General features: G+C 69.4%; 17 protein-coding genes and 1 tRNA gene. 12 read left to right on the top strand and 6 right to left on the bottom strand.

Going from position 1 to position 16,923, the window contains the following annotated elements; all coding sequences use genetic code 11:
- Positions 1 to 74: 74 nt before the first annotated feature.
- Entirely contained in the window at positions 75 to 575 is a 501-nt protein-coding gene (locus ABEA10_RS05630; protein ID WP_329242431.1) for a MarR family winged helix-turn-helix transcriptional regulator, read from the bottom strand.
- 57 nt (positions 576 to 632) lie between these two features.
- On the opposite strand from ABEA10_RS05630, the gene ABEA10_RS05625 reads away from it, so the two are divergent.
- Positions 633 to 1,475 carry a trans-aconitate 2-methyltransferase gene (locus tag ABEA10_RS05625; protein ID WP_345458346.1) on the top strand — a complete coding sequence of 281 codons (843 nt, stop codon included), beginning with the start codon at positions 633 to 635 and terminating at the stop codon, positions 1,473 to 1,475.
- Positions 1,472 to 1,900, top strand: a complete 429-nt coding sequence (locus ABEA10_RS05620; RefSeq protein WP_345458344.1) for a VOC family protein — start codon at positions 1,472 to 1,474, stop codon at positions 1,898 to 1,900. The genes ABEA10_RS05625 and ABEA10_RS05620 overlap by 4 nt, the downstream gene beginning before the upstream one ends.
- Here ABEA10_RS05620 and ABEA10_RS05615 read toward each other — a convergent pair.
- From ABEA10_RS05615 to ABEA10_RS05605, 3 genes are all read right to left on the bottom strand, one after another.
- Positions 1,817 to 2,059, bottom strand: a complete 243-nt coding sequence (locus ABEA10_RS05615; RefSeq protein WP_345458342.1) for a hypothetical protein — start codon at positions 2,057 to 2,059, stop codon at positions 1,817 to 1,819. The two genes, ABEA10_RS05620 and ABEA10_RS05615, sit on opposite strands and share 84 nt — an antisense overlap.
- A gap of 121 nt (positions 2,060 to 2,180) precedes the next feature.
- Complete coding sequence (locus ABEA10_RS05610) at positions 2,181 to 2,927, bottom strand: TetR/AcrR family transcriptional regulator (RefSeq protein ID WP_345458340.1); 747 nt, start codon at positions 2,925 to 2,927, stop codon at positions 2,181 to 2,183.
- A 191-nt stretch (positions 2,928 to 3,118) separates the two neighbouring features.
- The gene (locus ABEA10_RS05605; RefSeq protein ID WP_345458338.1) at positions 3,119 to 4,072 is read right to left on the bottom strand and encodes an acyl-CoA desaturase; all 954 of its coding nucleotides are present in this window, start codon (positions 4,070 to 4,072) and stop codon (positions 3,119 to 3,121) included.
- A 242-nt stretch (positions 4,073 to 4,314) separates the two neighbouring features.
- On the opposite strand from ABEA10_RS05605, the gene ABEA10_RS05600 reads away from it, so the two are divergent.
- Positions 4,315 to 4,386: transfer RNA gene (locus ABEA10_RS05600), tRNA-Gln, on the top strand.
- Between the two features lie 16 nt (positions 4,387 to 4,402).
- Here ABEA10_RS05600 and ABEA10_RS05595 read toward each other — a convergent pair.
- Complete coding sequence (locus ABEA10_RS05595) at positions 4,403 to 5,221, bottom strand: mevalonate kinase family protein (protein ID WP_345458336.1); 819 nt, start codon at positions 5,219 to 5,221, stop codon at positions 4,403 to 4,405.
- A 145-nt stretch (positions 5,222 to 5,366) separates the two neighbouring features.
- The gene (locus ABEA10_RS05590; protein ID WP_345458334.1) at positions 5,367 to 6,458 is read right to left on the bottom strand and encodes a radical SAM/SPASM domain-containing protein; all 1,092 of its coding nucleotides are present in this window, start codon (positions 6,456 to 6,458) and stop codon (positions 5,367 to 5,369) included.
- 236 nt (positions 6,459 to 6,694) lie between these two features.
- Here ABEA10_RS05590 and ABEA10_RS05585 point away from each other — a divergent pair, with 236 nt between their 5' ends.
- From ABEA10_RS05585 to cysN, 9 genes are all read left to right on the top strand, one after another.
- Positions 6,695 to 7,933: a hypothetical protein gene (locus ABEA10_RS05585; RefSeq protein ID WP_345458332.1), complete on the top strand. Its 1,239-nt coding sequence runs from the start codon at positions 6,695 to 6,697 to the stop codon at positions 7,931 to 7,933.
- A 195-nt stretch (positions 7,934 to 8,128) separates the two neighbouring features.
- Complete coding sequence (gene glmU, locus ABEA10_RS05580) at positions 8,129 to 9,574, top strand: bifunctional UDP-N-acetylglucosamine diphosphorylase/glucosamine-1-phosphate N-acetyltransferase GlmU (protein WP_345458330.1); 1,446 nt, start codon at positions 8,129 to 8,131, stop codon at positions 9,572 to 9,574.
- Positions 9,575 to 9,578: 4 nt separating this feature from the next.
- The gene (locus ABEA10_RS05575) at positions 9,579 to 10,559 is read left to right on the top strand and encodes a ribose-phosphate diphosphokinase (protein WP_329242405.1); all 981 of its coding nucleotides are present in this window, start codon (positions 9,579 to 9,581) and stop codon (positions 10,557 to 10,559) included.
- A 179-nt stretch (positions 10,560 to 10,738) separates the two neighbouring features.
- Positions 10,739 to 11,380, top strand: coding sequence for a 50S ribosomal protein L25/general stress protein Ctc (locus tag ABEA10_RS05570; protein WP_345458327.1), 642 nt, complete (start codon positions 10,739 to 10,741; stop codon positions 11,378 to 11,380).
- A gap of 83 nt (positions 11,381 to 11,463) precedes the next feature.
- A complete protein-coding gene (pth, locus tag ABEA10_RS05565) occupies positions 11,464 to 12,045 on the top strand; it encodes an aminoacyl-tRNA hydrolase (RefSeq protein WP_345458325.1) in 582 nt (193 codons plus the stop codon).
- Positions 12,046 to 12,207: 162 nt separating this feature from the next.
- On the top strand, positions 12,208 to 13,686 hold the full coding sequence (locus ABEA10_RS05560; RefSeq protein ID WP_425550872.1) for a sugar transferase: 1,479 nt from the start codon (positions 12,208 to 12,210) through the stop codon (positions 13,684 to 13,686).
- Positions 13,687 to 13,701: 15 nt separating this feature from the next.
- Positions 13,702 to 14,469, top strand: a complete 768-nt coding sequence (locus ABEA10_RS05555; RefSeq protein WP_329242395.1) for an inositol monophosphatase family protein — start codon at positions 13,702 to 13,704, stop codon at positions 14,467 to 14,469.
- A gap of 26 nt (positions 14,470 to 14,495) precedes the next feature.
- On the top strand, positions 14,496 to 15,425 hold the full coding sequence (gene cysD / locus ABEA10_RS05550; RefSeq protein ID WP_345458320.1) for a sulfate adenylyltransferase subunit CysD: 930 nt from the start codon (positions 14,496 to 14,498) through the stop codon (positions 15,423 to 15,425).
- A gap of 186 nt (positions 15,426 to 15,611) precedes the next feature.
- Positions 15,612 to 16,880: a sulfate adenylyltransferase subunit CysN gene (gene cysN, locus ABEA10_RS05545; protein WP_345458318.1), complete on the top strand. Its 1,269-nt coding sequence runs from the start codon at positions 15,612 to 15,614 to the stop codon at positions 16,878 to 16,880.
- The last annotated feature ends 43 nt before the right edge of the window (positions 16,881 to 16,923 follow it).

Here is a 16,923-nt window from a genome sequence, read left to right as displayed (position 1 = left end):
GATCCGTCTCGTCGGGGGTCATGGGGGCGCGATCGGCCGGCGTGCGGTGGCGGTCGGAAGGGGTCCGTCGGCTGCTAACCCGTGGGGTCGGTGTCGAAGGGGACGAGGAGTGAACGCAGCAGGTCGGCGAGTGTGCGGCGGTCGTCGGCGGTGAGGGAGCCGAGCAGGTCGCGTTCGCGGTCGATCAGGTCGGCGAAGGCGGCGTCGACGCGGGTGCGGCCGGCGTCGGTCAGGCGTACGAGGACGCCGCGTTTGTCCTGGGGGTCGGGGTTGCGGCTGACCAGGCCGGCGCTCTGCAGCCGGTCGATCCGGTTGGTCATCGTGCCCGACGTGACGAGCGTGGCGCGCAGGAGGCGGCCGGGGCTCAGTTCGTACGGTGGGCCGGCGCGGCGCAGGGCGGTCAGGACGTCGAACTCCCACGATTCCATGTCATGCGCGGCGAACACGGCCCGGCGCGCACGGTCGAGGTGGCGGGCGAGCCGCGACACCCGGCTGAGGACGTGCAGGGGCTCGGTGTCGAGGTCTGGCCGCTCCGTGCGCCAGGCCGCGACCAGGCGATCGACCTCGTCCTCCATGGTCGATCAGCTTACCTGTCTTGACATCGAGATATCTAGCCGCCATGCTTTATCTCGATGTCAAGAGATATTTGGAACCCTCAGCAGTATCGGGCCTACTCCTCTCACCGGGCCCGGCCCTTCTACGAGCTGCTCGCCCGGGTGGACATCGAGGACCCGGCGTACGTGGTGGACCTGGGCTGTGGCCCCGGCGAGCGTACGGCCGAGCTGGCCGCCCGATGGCCGGACGCCGTCGTCGAGGGCGTCGACAGCTCCGAGCAGATGATCGCCGAGGCCCGGCGCCTGCCGCTCGACCACCTTCAGCCGCCGCCCGGCGGCGAGGCGCCCGGGGGATCGCTGGCGTTCTCGGTCGGGGACATCGCCGCGTGGGCGCCGTCGCGGCCGGTCGACGTGATCTTCTCCAACGCGGCCTTCCAGTGGGTGCCCGGACACCAGGACATGCTCCCGCGCTGGGTCGCGGCGCTGGCGCCCGGCGGGCGGCTGGCGTTCAGCATGCCCGGGAACTTCGACCAGGACAGCCACCGCATCCTGCGGGAGTTGTGCGAGACGCCGCGCTGGCGCAACCAGCTGGCCAAAGTCAACCGGCACAACATCGTCAGCGAGCCCGCGGAGTACTTCCGGCTGCTCAGCGACCTCGGGTGCGAGGTCGACGCGTGGGAGACGACCTATCTTCAGATTTTGCACGGGGACGATCCGGTGCTCGAATGGATGAAGGGCACGGCCCTGCGACCGGCGTTCGACGTGCTGTCGCGCGAGGAGGAGCGCGAGGAGTTCGTCGCCGAACTGTCGGCCCTGCTGCGTAAGGCGTACCCACCCGGCCCGCACGGCACGATCTTCCCCTTCCGCCGGATCTTCGTCGTCGCGTCCGCGCCCCCGGCCCACGAAGAACCGGCCCGATGACCCTGCTCGGCCTCCACCACGTGCAACTCGCCGCGCCGCCGGGAACCGAGCCGGCCATGCGGGAGTTCTACGCCGGAGTGCTCGGGCTCGCCGAACTGCCCAAGCCGCCGGCGCTGGCCGCCCGGGGCGGCGTGTGGTTCGGGGCGCCCGGCATCGAGATCCACATCGGCGTCGAGGAGGACTTCCGGCCGGCCCGCAAGGCCCACCCCGGCATCCTCGTACGGGACCTCGACGTCATGGCCGGGCGGCTCCGGGCGGCAGGCCGCGAGGTGCGGCCCGACGACCTGCTGCCCGGGTACCGGCGCTTCTACGTCGACGACCCGGTCGGCAACCGGCTGGAGCTACTTGAGCCGATCACCGGCCCGCGCGGCGAGCATCTCCCAGTCGGCCAGCACGTCGAGGAGAAGGCCGAGCACGCGACGTAACTCCTCGACGTGGTCGGTCTTGCGGCCGGCGCGCTCGAAGGCACCGGCGTCGAGGGCGAGGACCGCGTCCTCGAGGCTCTCGGTGAACCGTTTCGCGCGGGAGTCCGCCGCGTCGTCGTGTGCCTGGCGGGCCCGCTGCCCATCGACGAAACGGTCCATCTCCGCCCGGCCGAGGGGTCGCCGACCGGGACCGGGGTCGCCGTGCCACATGTGCCGTCCTCTCCCTGGAATTCATGCGTCGCACGATAGGGGGAGGGTGTGACAGTACGGCTACGCTGAGTCAGGCGGTGCCCGGCTCGGGGCTCGCCCGGCGGGCGGCGCGGGCCGACTCCTTGGCCTCCTTCGCCGCTTCTTTCGCCGCCTCCTTGGCCTTGGCCTTGAGGTCCTTCTGGCGGGCCTTGTGATCGGTGGTCAGGTACGGCTTGGGCTCCAGCCCGGACAGGCCGTTCCACGCGAGGTTGACCAGGTGGGCGGCGACCTCGTCGCGCTTGGGCTTGCGCACGTCCAGCCAGTACGTCCCGGTCATGGCGACCATGCCGATGAGGGCCTGGGCATAGAGGGGCGCGGCCTTCGGGTCGTACCCCTTGTCCTTGAACTCGTCGCCGAGAATGTGCTCGACCTGGTTCGCGATGTCGCTCAGCAGGCTGGCGAACGTGCCCGTCGCCGACGCCGCGTGCGAGTCGCGGACGAGGATGCGGAAGCCCTGGCTGCTGTCCTCGATGTACTCCAGCAGGGCCAGCGCGGCCCGCTCGATCTTCTGCCGCGGGTGTCCGCCGACGAGCGCCTTGGTGACCGTGTCGAGGAGGTGCGCCATCTCGCGGTCGACCACGACGGCGTAGAGGCCCTCCTTGCCGCCGAAGTGCTCGTACACGATGGGTTTGGAGACTCCGGCCACGGTGGCGATCTCCTCGATGGAGGTGCCGTCGAAGCCGTGTTCGGCGAAGAGGGTCCGGCCTATGTCGAGCAGTTGCTCCCGTCGCTCTTTGCCCGTCATGCGTTTGCGACGGGCCTTGGGGGGTTCGCTCACATCATCAATTGTGACGGTCACGCTTTCTCCTGGCCTGGCGGCTCGGGGGCGGGAGAACCGCCGGCGGTGCCGTACAGTCTGGGGGATTTACAAGGAGTGCCCTGCTCACCGGGATGCCGGAGCACCTTACGCGTGCGCCGGGCGGCCGTAACCGGCCGCCCGCCGCGGAGTCGGGTTGGTTGGTCGGCTACTTACGATATCCGCTTGTTGGCGAGCCGTTCCGGGTTCGGCCACCGCACGTCCCAGACCCAGCCGAGCTTCTCGAAGAGCCAGATCGTACGGGCGCTGCTGTCGAGCTGGCCGGGAAGCACCCCGTGCCGGGCACAGGTCGGGTCGGCGTGGTGCAGGTTGTGCCACGACTCGCCGAACGACGGGATGGCCAGCCACCAGACGTTGCGGGACTTGTCGCGCGCCTCGAACTCCTCTTCGCCCATGGCGTGGCAGATGGAGTTGATGGACCACGTGACGTGGTGGAGAAGGCTGACCCGTACGAGCGCGCCCCAGAAGAAGCCGGTCAGGGCGCCCCACCAGGACATGGTCAGCAGGCCGCCGAGCGCGGCGGGCAGCAGCAGCGAGATGGCCACCAGGCCGGGGAAGAAACGGCTGATCCGCCGCATGTCCTTGTCGGCCACCAGGTCGGGGCAGAACTTGGTCGGCGACGTACGGCGGCTGTCGAACAGCCAGCCCATGTGGGCCCAGATCAGGCCCTTGGTGAGGGCGCGCCAGTCGTTGCCGAAGCGCCACGGCGAGTGCGGGTCGTTCTCCTGGTCGGAGTACTTGTGGTGGCGCCGGTGCACGGCCACCCAGTCGATCACGCTCATCTCGATGGACAGGCCACCGGCGATGGCCATGGCGATGCGCAGCGGGCGCTTCGCCTTGAACGAACCGTGCGTGAAGTGCCGGTGGTAGCCGACGGTGACTCCGAGGCCGGAGACGCCGTACATCACGAACATGATCGCCAGATCGGTCCAGCCGAGCCCCCAGCCCCACGCGAACGGCACGGCCGCCACCACGGCGAGAAGCGGGACCGCGATGAAGACGCCCATGAGGACCTTCTCAAACGTGCCCTTGGGGTCGGGTTCGATTTCGGGTCTGGCCTGCGGCCTAACGGTGGCGGACGGTGTTCCTACCGGGGCTATGGTCATGCGGGTTCCTCCTGCCAGCTGAGAACTTACGGCTACGCAACCGTAACCTACGGGGCCGTAGGTTAAGCAAGATGCCCCGTGGAATTAGGTCAAACCTGTCGCGTTGGTCACACAGCGGTTACCGAGTGGCAAGATCGTCCTTATCGGACGTGGCGCCGCCTTAATCCGTCCTGGGTGGGGCCGATGGCCGGTATCGTGGACGATCGACCGTGGGGCCTCGGACGCCGGAGTGCCCCGGACGGTCCGGCGTGGTGTAATCGGCAACACGGAGGGTTTTGGTCCCTTTGTTCCTGGTTCGAGTCCAGGCGCCGGAGCTGATGGTGATGTCTGTCAGGTCCCCATGTCGACCCGTACGGGGAGGCAGTCGAGCCTGATCCGCCGTGTCGACGCGAGTTCGCCGACGCGGCGCACCGCCTCACCCAACGAGACACGCGACACGACGCCCACCAGGCAGCCACCGCTTCCGGACCCGGTGATCTTGACGCCGTCGAAGCCTGCCGAGAGGGCGATGTCACGGATCGCCTCGATCGCCGGAGTCGACATGTCCTGCAGGTCGCGCATTGCCGCGTGAGCCTGGTTCATGATCGTCCCGAGTCCCGGCCAGTCGCGTGACCGGATGGCGGTCCAGGCGCCCTCGGTCAGCTGATCGACGATCTCGCAGTAACGCGCCTGCCGGGGATCGCGCGCGAGGTCGCGCTCCCGTACGCGCGCGAGGTGCTTACCGCTGTCCTTGCGTGACCGGGAGTCGAAGACGGCCATCCCGAGGCCGGCGACCTGCGCGGCGTCGGTGATGTGCTCGACGACGGCGGGCGGCCGGCGCTCGCGCGTCCCCTGGAGCCGGACGATGCCTCGGCGCGCGATCGCGACCTGGTCCATGCCGCCGCCCCGCGTGACCCGCCGCTCGGCCTCGTAGGCCACCTCGACGGCGCGTTCGTCAGAGAGGGCCGGGCCGTGGAGACGGGCGTGGTACAGACGGGCGGCGCACAGCGCGACCGCCGACGACGAGCCGAGCCCGGCCGCCAGCGGAGCGTCCTGAGCCACCCGTACGCGGGGGCGCGGGGCGTCCGGATCACCGCCGACGAGCGACCACACATGGTCGAGGATGCGCTCGTCGAAGAACTCCGCGCCCGCGGTCTCCGTGAGCGTCACGGAGACGCGTTGATCGATGGCGGCCGCGATACACCGGTACCCCAGCCAGTCCAGATCCTCTCCGCACAGGCAGACGCGCACGGGTGAGCGTGATGGGTCGTCGCTGAGCAGCGGAACCTCCAGTGTGACACCGTCCGGAATCGCGTTAGATGAACCAGTCGGCCGGTCCGCCGGGGCTCTCGGCGGCCAGGGGGATCCCGTCGAGGACCAGGCGGTTCGCGTCATGGCGGGCACAGTGGAAGCGGCAGGCGCGTCGCGGGTCCACGGCCGTGAAGTCCGCGGCGTCCCACACGTCGCGCAGGGGCGCGGACTGCACGTCGCCGAGCCGGAAGCCGGGCTTTCCGCGGTGGTAGGCGCAGACGAACACGCCGCTCGGAGTGATCGTCGTGCGCAGCTGCGTCGTGGGGCACGTGGAATAGCCCTTGTCCTGGTCGGGGCGGCCGGCCAGCAGCGCGGTCAGGCTCGACGACCGGAGGACGCGCACGGGGGTTCCCGCGGTGCGTTCCCCGGCGTGTCGCAGCCGCCGGTCGATCAGGTCCACCGTGGCGGCGTCGACCTCCGCGATCGAGTGATCGTCGGCGAGCTCCGCCTTGAACTCGACGTAGTCGCAGCCCAGATCCACCGCGAGCGACGCGGCGCCGGGAATCTCCTCGACGTTCGACACGGGGGATCCCGGCCGGGGCGTGAAGACGACGTAGGAGATGCCGACCTTGAGCGTGTCATGGCCGGTCGCCAGGCGGATGTTCGCCAGGACCTTGGCGAACTTGTTGACGCCTCGGTGGCCGGGCCGGACGGCGCCGTACGTCTCGGGGGTCGCGGCGTCGAGGGAGACGCGCAGCCAGGACAGTGATCCGCGCAGGACATCGAGATGGCGGTCCAGGAGCGTGCCGTTCGTGACGAGCCCGACGGCCACGCCGGCGCGCGACAGGCGTTCGGCGACCGCGGCGGTGGCCGGGTGCATCAGGGGCTCTCCGCCGCCGATGAGCACCACCGCGCGGACGTCCATGGCCACCAGCTCGTCCGCCAGCCGTTCGAGGCGGTCGGTGGTGAACCGGGCCTGGCCCAGCAGGTCTCCGCTGATGCATCCCGGGCAGGCGAGATCACAGAAGCTGGTCGGGTCGAGGTCGACCGCGATCGGCGCGGAGGTCCTCTCGCCACGTGTCAGGGGGGCGGCGCGGCGGCGTACCTCGGGCTGGGTCAGCTTGTGAGCCAGAGCCAATTCGTCCCGGGGTGTCACCGGTGACCTGGCCCGCTGCGTTCGGCGAGACATCGCGATCCGCCTATGAATCGAGTGTTTGGGGCAAATATGGCTGACCTTGCGGAACGCGTCAAGGATCCGAAATCGGCATCGCCTTCTGTGGCATTCGAGGATTACGGCCGGGTTCGATCGGAGCTAGGATTGTCCGCCGTCTGCTCGGGCCGGGGGGCGCTTATTCATCCCGGTCCCGTGATCAGCGAGAATGGGGTCGATTCATGGTCAACGCGATTTCGGCGATCATCTCGCTGGTCGCCGGATGGTACGGCCGTGACCTGCTGCAGTTCGTCCGTACGCTGTGGGCGCGGGGCACGGTGGCGCGTCGCCGGCGCCTGTTCGAGGACAAGCGCTCCGTGGCACTCGACTGGACGATCCAATACTATCGCGATCACGGCGACGAAGAATTCCTGTTCCAGCTGCCCAGCGGACGACGGATCGCTTACCTGAGCAGACCGTCATGGCGTTTTCCGGAACTCAACGGCCGGACGCTGAACTTCATGCTCAACCACGACCGGTCCGACGCTCCGCTGGACCGAAAAGAGATCGCGCGCCGGCGTCGGCTCGGGCAGAAAATCTGGAACGGCGACGTCTATTTTCTGGACACCGGCATCGGGGAAGGCGAGAACTTCGTTCGCCTGAGGGTCCGGCTGGGGGGTTACTTCCAGTATCTGACGTTGTCCGGGTTGCTGTACCACGAGGCGCTGAAGTGCGCGCGGTCGCCGCGTCATCAGCCCAAGCACCGGGACCGGCTGGTGAGCACGCTCGCGCGTACGCAGAGCGGCCTGGCGCGGGCGCAACTGCTCGGGTTCGGCGTCGCCATGGTCTTCGCGACGCCCACCGGATGGAAGATCCTCGTACAGCAGCGTGCCCACGAGGCGGGGGTCGCCGGCGGTCTGCAAGCGGTGATACCGGCGTACGTCATCGAACCGATCCTCGACCGTGAGGCCGGCTACTTCGATCCGTTCCGTGACTTCCTGCGGGAGATCTCTGAGGAGCTCTACTCGGATCGGCACCAGGAGAATCCCGAACGCCTGCACCCCGACTGGTTCTACGAGCTGGACTCCATCCAGAAGATCATCCAGTTGAAGGGCGAGGGCCGGTTCCTGTTCGAGGTGCTGGGCTTCGGCTTCGACGCCCTGACCGCGGAGCTGCACTTCGCCGCGATCGCCGTGGTCACCGATCAGAGCTTCGCCGAGCACGAGCTGCGGAAGATGAACCGCAACTGGGAGGCGACGGGCGTGCGGCTGGTCGATGTCGCCTCCGAGGAGATGACCCGGGTCATCGAGTCCGAGGGGACATATCCGACGAGCGCCTTCGTCTTCGCCTGCGCGCGTGAGTGGCTGACCGCCCACGGTGCGCTCGATGCCTCCGCGGCCGGTGTGGCGCCGGGGATTCCAGAGCCGGAGACGACTTCCGCGCCGGTCACGGGTCAGGCGCCGCCGCCCGGTTCTTCGTGACCGGGAGGGTGGCGCCCGGACCCCCAACCTGCGTGTCGGCCATCGTCCCGGCGGTATTCTTCGGATGTCGGGCAGGTGACGGCGGAGCTACCTCGCTGCCGTCCGTGGGTCGCCTGACCCCGCGGAACGACTCTGACGGGGACCGGCTCTCTGCCTCGACGCGTACCCGTCCGCGATGCCGAAGGGCCTCCATACGTGAGCGCGATCCGTCCGGCTGCTGTCATCGTCATGGCCGCAGGCGAGGGCACGAGAATGAAGTCCCGCAAGGTGCCGAAGGTCCTGCATGAGCTAGGCGGTCGCACCATGGTGGGCCACGTCCTGGCGGCATCGGTCGAGCTTCGGCCGGAACTGCTGCTGGTCGTCGTCGGCCATGACCGGGAGAAGGTGATCGCGCACCTGGAGGCGGACTGGCCCGACGCCCGGCCGGTGGTCCAGGAGCAGCAGAACGGCACCGGCCACGCCGTGCGCATGGCGCTGGAGGCCGTCGGCTCGATCGACGGCACGGTGCTCGTGCTCAACGGCGACGCCCCCCTCCTGCGCGGGTCCGTACTCCACGAGCTGCTGGCGGTGCACGAGGGTGAAGGCAACGCCGCGACGATCCTGACCGCCGACATGCCCGATCCGACCGGCTACGGGCGCATGATCCGTGCCGATGACGGCTCGGTGAGCGCGATCGTCGAGGAGAAGGACGCCGACGCCGGCCAGCGGGCCATCACCGAGATCAACGTCGGCATGTACGCCTTCGACGGCGCCCTGCTCGGCGCCGCGCTCAAGCAGGTGACCACCGACAACGCGAAGGGCGAGGAGTACCTCACCGACGTCGTCACCATCCTCCGCGACTCGGGTCACCGTGTCGGCGGCGCGCTGGACCGTCACTGGCTCGGCCCCCTCGGGGTCAACGACCGGGTGCAGCTCGCCGAGGCCCGGAGGCTGCTCAACGACCGCGTCCTGGAGGCGCACATGCGCCAGGGCGTCACGGTCGTCGACCCGCTGTCCACCTGGGTCGACGTCCAGGTGACGATCGAGCCGGACGCGGTGATCGAGCCGGGCACCCAGCTGCGCGGCGCCACGCACGTCGCGGCGGGGGCGCGAGTGGGCCCCGGCTGCACCCTCACCGACACCACGGTCGGCGAGGACGCCGTCGTCGCGAACGCCGTCTGCGAACGCGCCGAGATCGGTCCGGAGGTCAGCGTCGGACCGTTCGCGTACCTGCGGCCCGGCACGAAGCTCGCCCGCGGCGCCAAGGCGGGCACGTACGTCGAGATGAAGAACGCCGTGGTGGGTGAGGGCACGAAGGTGCCGCACCTGACGTACGTCGGCGACGCCGAGATCGGCGCGGGCTCCAACATCGGCGCGGCCTGCGTCTTCGTCAACTACGACGGCGTCGAGAAGCGCAAGAGCGTCGTCGGCGACCACGTGAAAGTGGGCAGCGACAACATGCTCGTCGCGCCGGTGCGCATCGGCGACGGCGCCTACACCGCCGCCGGTTCGGTGATCACCGGTGACGTTCCCCCCGGCGCGATGGCGGTCGCCCGGGCCCGCCAGCGCAACGTCGAGGGGTGGGTCGAGCGCAAGCGGCCGGGTACTCCGGCCGCGGAGGCCGCGAGACGCGCGCAAGAACGAGCAGAGCAAGGAGACTGACCCCGTGACCGGCATCAAAACGACGGGTGAGAAGAAGCTGATGCTCTTCTCCGGCCGCGCCTACCCCGAGCTGGCCGAGGAGGTGGCCGAGGCGCTCGGCGTCGAGCCGACCCCCACGTCGGCGTACGACTTCGCGAACGGCGAGACGTTCGTCCGCTTCAACGAGTCGGTCCGCGGGTCCGACGCGTTCGTCCTGCAGAGCCACACCGCGCCGATCAACCAGTGGATCATGGAACAGCTGATCATGGTGGACGCGCTGAAGCGCGCGTCGGCCAAGCGGATCACCGTGGTCGCCCCGTTCTTCGGCTACGCCCGGCAGGACAAGAAGCACCGCGGCCGTGAGCCGATCTCCGCGCGGCTGATGGCGGACCTGTTCAAGACCGCGGGCGCCGACCGGCTGATGGCGGTCGACCTGCACACCGCGCAGATCCAGGGCTTCTTCGACGGCCCGGTGGACCACCTGTTCGCGCTGCCACTGCTCACCGCCTACATCAAGGAGAAGCTCGACACCGACGGGGTGTCCGTCGTGGCGCCCGACGCCGGGCGGGTGCGCGTGGCCGAGCGCTGGAGCGACGAGCTCGGCGGCTGTCCGATGGCGATCATCCACAAGCGCCGCGACCCCGACGTGGCCAACGAGGTCAAGGTCTTCGACGTCGTCGGCGAGGTCGAGGGCCGTACGTGCGTGGTCGTCGACGACATGATCGACACCGGCGGCACGATCGTGAAGGCGTCCGAGGCGCTGTTCGAGGAGGGCGCGGCCCGCGTGGTCGTCGCCGCCACGCACGGTGTGCTGTCCGGCCCGGCGGTGGACAAGCTGAAGAACTCCCGGATCTCCGAGGTGGTCCTCACCAACACGCTGCCGATCCCGGACAACAAGCGGTTCGACAAGCTCACGGTGCTCTCGATCGCCCCGCTGATCGCCCGAGCGATCAACGAGGTGTTCAGCGACGGGTCCGTGACCAGCCTCTTCGGCGGCCACAGCTGACAACGATCGCCTCCCGGCACGAATGGGAAGGACGATCGGCTAGACTTGGTTGACCGTGTGCGTCCGACGCTGTGTCGCGCGGCCGACCAGACCCGGTCCGCTGCCGCTCGGAGCACCGACATTTCGACTGATCCCGTCGACGTAGCACTGACTAGCTTGATCCAACGAGGAGTTTTGCCGTGTCCGAGGTACGCATCGCCGCCGAGCCCCGCACCGAGTTCGGCAAGGGCCCCGCGCGGCGCACTCGCAGGGCCGGCAAGGTGCCCGCCGTCTTGTACGGCCACGGCACCGACCCCCGTCACATCACGCTGCCGGGCCACGAGCTGATGCTCGCGCTGAAGACCCCGAACGCGCTGCTGCGCCTCCAGGGGCTCGACGGCGGCGACGAGCTGGCTCTGCCCAAGGACGTCCAGCGTGACCCTCTGAAGGGCTTCCTGGAGCATGTCGACCTGCTCGTCGTCAAGCGCGGCGAGAAGGTCACCGTCGAGGTGCCGGTCCAGGTGACCGGTGAGGTCGCGCCGGACGGCATGCTCGACCAGCAGCTCGTCCAGGTGTCACTCGAGGCCGAGGCCACCCACATCCCGCAGGCGATCGAGGTCAACGTCGAGGGCATGGCCATCGGCGACCAGCTGCTCGCCAAGGACCTCCCGCTCCCGAGCGGCGCGACGCTCGACGCCGAGGAGGACACGCTCGTCCTCCACGTCATCGCCGCGCCGACCGCCGCGCAGCGGGAGGCCGAGCTCGGCGAGGGCGAGGCGGCCGAGGGCGGCGCCGAGGGCGAGAGCGCTGCCGAGGCCACGCCCGAGGGCGGCGAGGAGTAAGAGCCCCCGGGGGTTCTCAGGCTCACGAGTGCGACGGGCGCCTCTCCGGGGGCGCCTTTCGCGTTTTCACCTGCGGAGGAACGATGGCCTCGGACGAGCCGTGGCTCGTGGTCGGGCTGGGCAACCCCGGCCCCGGCTACGCCGGCAACCGGCACAACGCCGGCTTCATGGTGCTCGACGTCCTGGCCGGCACGGCCGGCGGCCGGTTCAAGTCCCACCGCGCGCGTGCCGACGTCGTCGAAGGACGGCTCGCCGGCCACCGGGTGGTGCTCGCCAAGCCACGGTCGTACATGAACGAGTCCGGCGGACCGGTCAAGGCCCTCTGCGACTTCTACAAGATCCCGCTTGAGCGGCTCGTCATCGTCCACGACGAACTCGACATCCCGTACGGGACGCTGCGCCTGAAGCGGGGCGGCGGCGACAACGGCCACAACGGCCTGCGCTCGATCACCAAGAGCATGGGCGGGCGTGACTATCTGCGCGTGCGGTTCGGCATCGGACGGCCTCCGGGCCGGATGGACGCCGCGGCGTTCGTCCTGCGCGACTTTTCCGCCGCCGAGCGCAAGGAACTGGACCTCAACGCCGAGCGAGCCGCGGATGCCGTCGAGGCGCTCATCACGCAGGGCCTGGAGCGGGCGCAGAACACCTTCCACGGCGAACCCTGAGGTCCGGCGGGACTGAGGTGGCCGAAGGTGGCGATGTCCCCTCCAGCGGCAGGGGCGAACTCTAGGATATGTGCCACACCGAGGACGAACTCGTGAACCTCAGGTGGCTAACGAGCGTCATGCATCAGTATCAGGCGAAAGTGACGTTCGGCGAGGGGTGAAATGGCGGTCGTCGAAGAGGCGCGGCCAAGGGCTCGGCCCATGGGCGGTAGCAGGGAACAGGTCGCGGCTTGGACATCGCGCTATGCGCGGCAGGCCTTCGGCCTCGACTTCGTCGCCGCGCTGCTCGGAGGCTTGATCGCCTTCATGATCCGGTTCCGCTTCTCCTCCTTCGGCGACCCGTGGAGCACCCCCTACATCGAACTCAGCTTCGCCCTCCCGTTCCTGTGGACCGGCGCGCTCGCCCTGGCCCGGGGCTACGAACAGCCGATGTTCGGCGTGGGGCCGGAGGAGTTCCGCCGGATCCTGCAGTCCGGCTTCGCCCTGACCGCGAGCGTCGCCATCCTCGCGTACGCCACGAAGACCGAGGTGGCGCGCGGCTACGTGATCGCGGCGCTGCCCCTCACCACCGGCTTCGACCTGTACGGCCGCTACCAGCTGCGCAAGCGGCTGCACCGGCGGCGCAAGGCCGGCGAGTACATGCGACGCGTCGTGGTCGTCGGCCACCGGGCCGCCGTCGCCGACCTGATCCGCCAGCTCCGGCGCGAGCCCTTCCACGGTATGGAGATCGCCGCCGCGTGCCTGCCGGCGATGCTCACCACGGGCGATGACGCCGTCACCGAGGTCGAGGGCGTGCCGGTCGCCGGTGACTTCACCCAGGTCGCGGCCGTGGTCGAACGCATCCACGCCTGTACGGTCGCCGTGCTGGCCTGCCCCGAGCTCGACGGCGTGGCGCTGCGCAGGCTCGCCTGGCAGCTCGAGAAGGACGCCGTCGACCTCGTCGTGGCGCCCGCGCTGATGGAGGTCGCCGGCCCGCGCACCTCGATCCGCCCGGTGGCGGGCCTGCCGCTCCTGCACGTGGAGCACCCCGAGCTGTCCGGCGGGCGCCGCCTGGCCAAGAGCGCCTTCGACCGCGTCGGCGCGGGTCTCGCGCTCATCTTCCTGTGTCCCGTGCTGGCCTGCATCGCGGTCGCGATCCGCCTTGACAGCAAGGGCCCGGCGCTGTTCCGGCAGGTGCGGGTCGGCCGTGACGGCCGTGAGTTCACGGTGTTGAAGTTCCGCACGATGGTTCCCGACGCCGAGCGCCGCAAGGCCGCCCTGGTGCAGTACAACGACCACGACGGCGTCCTTTTCAAGATCAGAAACGACCCGCGGATCACCCGTACGGGCGGCTGGCTGCGCCGCTATTCCCTCGACGAGCTGCCCCAGCTGATCAACGTGCTGCGCGGTGACATGTCGCTCGTGGGCCCCCGCCCTCCGCTTCCCGATGAGGTCGCCCAGTATGGTGACGACGTACGCCGCCGGCTCGTCGTACGCCCGGGCATGACCGGTCTGTGGCAGGTGAGCGGGCGCTCTGATCTATCGTGGGAGGAATCGGTCCGCCTGGACCTGCGTTATGTCGAGAACTGGTCCCTCACCCTCGACTTGCAGATCCTGTGGAAGACCTGGTCCGCGGTGGCCCGAGGCTCCGGCGCCTACTGACGTAGAGAGAAGTACGTGACGCACGACGATCATGCCCTCGCCCGTGATCTCGCGACCGAGGCGGGTGCGCTGCTGCTCCGGCTGCGCGCCGACCGCGGTTTCGGTGACCTCAAGGCCCTGCGCGACGCCGGTGACCGCGAGTCCCACGTCTACCTGACCGAAGCGCTCGCGCGACAGCGCCCCGGCGACTCCGTGCTCAGCGAGGAGGGCAAGGACGAGCTGTCGCGCCTCGACGCGGAAAGAGTGTGGATCGTCGACCCGCTCGACGGCACGCGGGAGTACGCCGAGGAGGGGCGCGGAGACTGGGCGGTCCACGTCGCGCTCTGGCAGCGTGACGAGGGCGCGGCCGGCGGGCTCGCGGCGGGCGCGGTCGCACTTCCCTCGCAGGGCCGTACGCTCTCGACCGCCGAGCCCTTCGAGCTTCCGAGCGTCGACACCGGGCACATCCGGGTGGCGGTGAGCCGCAGCCGGCCGCCGGAGTTCACCACGCGCCTCGCCGAGCACCTCGACGCCGAGGTCGAACTGGTGCCGCTCGGATCGGCCGGAGCGAAGGTCGCGGCGGTGCTGCTCGGCGACGTCGACGCCTACGTCCACGCCGGCGGACAGTACGAATGGGACTCCGCCGCCCCGGTCGCCGTCGCTCACGCGGTCGGCGCCCACGCCTCGCGGATCGACGGGTCACCGCTGACCTACAACCAAGAGGACACCAACCTGCCAGATATTCTGGTCTGCCACCCGGAACTGGCGCCAACGCTGCTCGCCGGCATCCGGGCGGTCCTGTAACGAACCGACCCGGGAGTGTTAACGCGATGCAGCGCAGCACAGCTGACGCCCGTGACTATCGGACGTCCCAGCTCGACGTACTCGAAGCGGAGTCGATCCACATCTTCCGCGAGGTCGCGGCCGAGTTCGAACGACCCGTCCTGCTCTTCTCCGGAGGCAAGGACAGCGTCGTCATGCTGCGCCTCGCCGAGAAGGCCTTCTGGCCGGCCCGCATCCCCTTCCCGCTGATGCACGTCGACACCGGCCACAACTTCCCTGAGGTCATCGAGTTCCGCGACCGCCGGGTGAGCGAACTCGGCATCCGCATCGTCATCGCCTCGGTGCAGGAGTCGATCGACAAGGGCCGCGTCGTGGAGGAGACCGGACGCCGGGCGAGCCGCAACCGCCTGCAGACCACGACACTGCTGGACGCCATCGAGGAGCACCGCTTCGACGCCGCGTTCGGCGGCGCCCGGCGCGACGAGGAGAAGGCCCGCGCCAAAGAACGCGTCTTCTCCTTCCGCGACGACTTCGGCCAGTGGGACCCCAAGAACCAGCGGCCCGAGCTGTGGAGCCTGTACAACACCCGCATCCGCCAAGGTGAGCACATCCGGGTGTTCCCGCTGTCCAACTGGACCGAGCTGGACATCTGGGACTACATCAAGCGCGAGGAGCTGGAGATCCCCTCCATCTACTTCGCCCACACCCGCACGGTGTTCGAACGCGACGGCATGCTCCTCGCCGACAGCCCGTACTCCAATCGCGGCGACGACGAGCCGCCCTTCGAGGCCATGGTCCGCTACCGCACGGTCGGCGACATGAGCTGCACCGGTGCCGTCGAGTCGACCGCGACCGGCCTCGACGAGGTGATCACCGAGATCGCCGCGACGCGGATCACCGAGCGCGGCCAGACCCGCGCCGACGACCGCACGAGCGAGGCCGCCATGGAGGACCGCAAGCGCGAGGGGTACTTCTAACCATGAGCATGGACCGATCCCGACGAGCGAGCGCAGTGTGCGGCGCCGCGGAGCAAGCCGGACGCGGAGCGAGTGAGGAGCGGTTGAGGGACCAATGAGCATGGACCGATCCCGACGAGCGAGCGCAGTGTGCGGCGCCGCGGAGCAAGCCGGACGCGGAGCGAGTGAGGAGCGGTTGAGGGACCAATGAGCATGGACATTCTTCGGCTCGCCACCGCGGGGTCGGTGGACGACGGCAAGTCGACGCTCATCGGGCGGTTGCTGTACGACTCCAAGTCGATCTTCGAGGACCAGATCGAGGCGGTCGAGCGCAGCAGCCGCGACCGCGGCGAGGAGTACACCAACCTCGCGCTGCTCACCGACGGCCTGCGCGCCGAGCGCGAGCAGGGCATCACGATCGACGTGGCGTACCGCTACTTCGCCACGCCGCGGCGGAAGTTCATCATCGCCGACACTCCGGGGCACATCCAGTACACCCGGAACATGGTGACCGGCGCGTCAACGGCCGACCTGGCGATCATCCTGATCGACGCACGGAAGGGCCTGCTGGAGCAGTCGCGGCGCCACGCGTTCCTCACCACGCTGCTGCGCGTCCCGCACCTGGTGCTCGCGGTCAACAAGATGGATCTGATCGACTACGACCAGGAGACCTTCGAGCGGATCAAGGACGAGTTCACCTCGTTCGCGGCCAAGCTGTCGGTCGGCGACCTGACGTTCATCCCGATCTCCGCGCTGCACGGCGACAACGTGGTCGAGCGGTCGGCGAACACCCCGTGGTACGACGGGCCGTCGCTGCTGCACCACCTGGAGAACCTCCACATCGCCTCCGACCGCAACCTGATCGACGTGCGGTTCCCGGTGCAGTACGTCATCCGCCCCCAGGCCTCCACCGACCCCGAGCTGCACGACTACCGCGGGTACGCCGGGCAGGTCGCGGGCGGCGTGCTCAAGCCGGGCGACGAGGTCATGCACCTGCCGTCGGGGCTGACCACGCGGATCAAGCGGATCGACACCGCGGGCGGCCCGATCGACGAGGCCTACCCGCCGATGTCGGTGACGCTGCTGCTCGAGGACGACATCGACATCTCCCGCGGCGACATGATCTGCCGGCCGCACAACAAGCCGCAGGTCACGCAGGACGTCGACGCGATGATCTGCTGGATGTCCGACGAGCGGACCCTGACGCCGCGGAGCAAGCTCGTCATCAAGCACACGACCCGTACGGCCCGGGTGATGGTGCGCGACCTGCACTACCGGCTCGACGTGAACACCCTGCACCGGCACGAGGACGCCGAGCGCCTGGAGCTCAACGAGATCGGCCGGGTGACGCTGCGGGTCACCCAGCCGCTGTTCGCCGACGCGTACGGCCGCAACCGCGACACCGGCGGTTTCATCCTGATCGACGAGGCGACGAACGCGACCGTCGCCGCCGGCATGATCATGGAGAGCCGCTGACCGCGCGCTGAGCGGTCAACCAGGCCCGGACCTGCCATGACCA

The sequence above is a fragment of the Actinoallomurus oryzae genome (assembly GCF_039541955.1).
Taxonomy (GTDB): Bacteria; Actinomycetota; Actinomycetes; order Streptosporangiales; family Streptosporangiaceae; genus Actinoallomurus; species Actinoallomurus oryzae.
This window is presented reverse-complemented; position numbering and strand designations above follow the sequence as displayed.